This is a genomic window from Clostridium sp. CAG:43 (genome assembly GCF_000434655.1).
GTDB lineage: Bacteria > Bacillota > Clostridia > Lachnospirales > Lachnospiraceae > Otoolea > Otoolea fessa.
Window position 1 is genome coordinate 1 of record NZ_FR895090.1, and the last position, 2,131, is coordinate 2,131.

The following is a 2,131-nucleotide window of genomic DNA, read 5'->3' on the forward strand; positions in this document are numbered from 1 at the left end:
GACTGGTTTCCACCGGTCAGCTGATCGGCTGCGTAAACATCTACTTTGACCTTGCCGCCGGTCGCCTGCTCCATGAGCTCGCCAAACTTACGTCCCGCCTGTGCCCAGGTGCTTGTCTCGGTTGTGGAACACGTAAAGTTCCAGGTCATATCCGCCCAATCCAGATCGCTGTAATCGCCGATCGTGTTGAAATCGTCATTGTCTGTCTGGGTGGTTCCGCTGTCGCCTCCGACTGTCTCGTCATTTTCAATGGCTGCCGCACTTCCCAGTGCCGCCGGCAGACAGGTCGAAATCTGCGGAATATATGTAATTATCAGTAAAACAGCAATGGAAGCGGCTACCATCGGAACGACTGCCCTGGAAATTTGCTGCAGCGTTACGCGAATACCATCTCTTAATTTGATGCCGATCGCGACAAACAGGTTGACACCGACCGGAGGTGTTACCTGACCAATTGCCAGGTTGACCGTTGCCATGATACCAAATGCGATCACGTTGTAGCCCAGTGCCTTGCAGACCGGCAGCATGATCGGGATGAAAATGTACATCGCAGAGTTTGCATCAATAAAGCAGCCCGCGATCAGGAAAATAATGTTACAAATCAGCAAGAAAGTAAACTGGTTGCCTGCTACTCTTGCTAACAGTTCGGAAGCAGCCGTCGAAATACCGAAACGGGTGCAGACAAAGGAGAACAGCGACGCACACGCTACGATCAGCATGATGCCGCCGGTGGTCTTTGCCGAATCAATCAGAATTTCCCACAGGTCTTTAAATTTTACTTCCTTATAAATAACCATGCCGACAAACAGACCGTACACAACGGATACGGCTGCCGCCTCGGTCGGTGTAAAAAAGCCTCCGTAGATACCACCCAGAATGATGATCGGCATCAAAAATCCCCAGAATGCATCCTTAAATGCGTTCCAGCGCTCTTTTGCGGATGCCTTCTCTACGTTGGACGGCATGACATGATTGCGGCGTACCTCCAGCATAACGACAACTACCAGAGCCAGACCCATCAGGATACCCGGGATGATACCTGCCATAAACATATCTCCGATGGAAACACCCGTGATCGACGCGTATACAACAAACGCGATACTCGGCGGGATGACAATCGCGATGGAACTGGAAGTTGCCATCAATGCCGTCGAGAACGCTGCAGAGAAACCGCCCCGCTCTACCATCGCCGGAATCAGGACCGCACCCAGGGCCGCTACCGTCGCCGGACCGGAACCGGAGATCGCGCCGAAAAAGCAGGCTACGATGATACACACATTCGCAATGCCGCCTTTTCTGTGACCGACACAGGTGTCAACGAAACGGATCAGGCGCGTGGAAATCCCCGCCTTCGCCATGATATTTCCAGATAATACGAAAAACGGAATCGCCAGCAGCAGGAATTTACTGATGCCGGAGTAAATATTCGTCGCTACAATCGTTAAAGAAGTACCGGAATACAGGATCGCCGCCGCGGAAGAAAGTCCCAGACAGACGGCGATCGGCACATTCAGCACTAATAATACGAAAAAGGTAATAAAAAGAACTGCGCTAACCATTTATTTGTCCTCCTTTTTCGTACACACATCGAGACAGAACTCGATAAAATGAAAAATCATGCACACCGAACCGATCGGTACAAAGGACCAGAAGATCCACTCCGGCCAGTTCAATACAAAGGTACGTTTCTGGTTCGCAAGCTGCGCCAGTACCTTGTCCATGCCATAGTAAAATAAGATTCCCATAAAGAGAACCGAAAAGATTGTAATCAGAATCATGACCGGCTTCTTTGCCGATTTCGGCAGACGCTCTGTTACCAGATTTAAGCCTACCAGTCCGCCCTCACGCGCAGACAGCGCCGCGCCAAGCAGCGTAATTAATACAAAAATGGCAACAACCAGCTCCTCTGTAAAGGACCAGGACTGGTGAATTACCTTACGGGAAAATACATTTCCCACCGTCAGTACAAGGATCAGGATCATCGTGACTACCAGCACGGTTTTCTCAACCATCGCCACAATATCCATCAGCTTTTTATATCCTTTCATACTGCGCTCTCCTCCTAAAATAAGTATCTTATTTTTCCACATTTTTGTCGGCTGTATGCATTCATCTGAACGTTTTTGTGTCA

General features: G+C 49.7%; 2 protein-coding genes. Both read right to left on the bottom strand.

What is annotated here, in order from left to right; genetic code table 11:
- On the bottom strand, window positions 1-1,559 hold a 1,559-nt coding region (locus tag QVO97_RS07075; protein WP_288189281.1), incomplete at its 3' end, for a TRAP transporter large permease.
- Window positions 1,560-2,048 carry a TRAP transporter small permease gene (locus tag QVO97_RS07080; RefSeq protein ID WP_022359659.1) on the bottom strand — a complete coding sequence of 163 codons (489 nt, stop codon included), beginning with the start codon at window positions 2,046-2,048 and terminating at the stop codon, window positions 1,560-1,562.
- Between the last annotated feature and the right edge of the window lie 83 nt (window positions 2,049-2,131).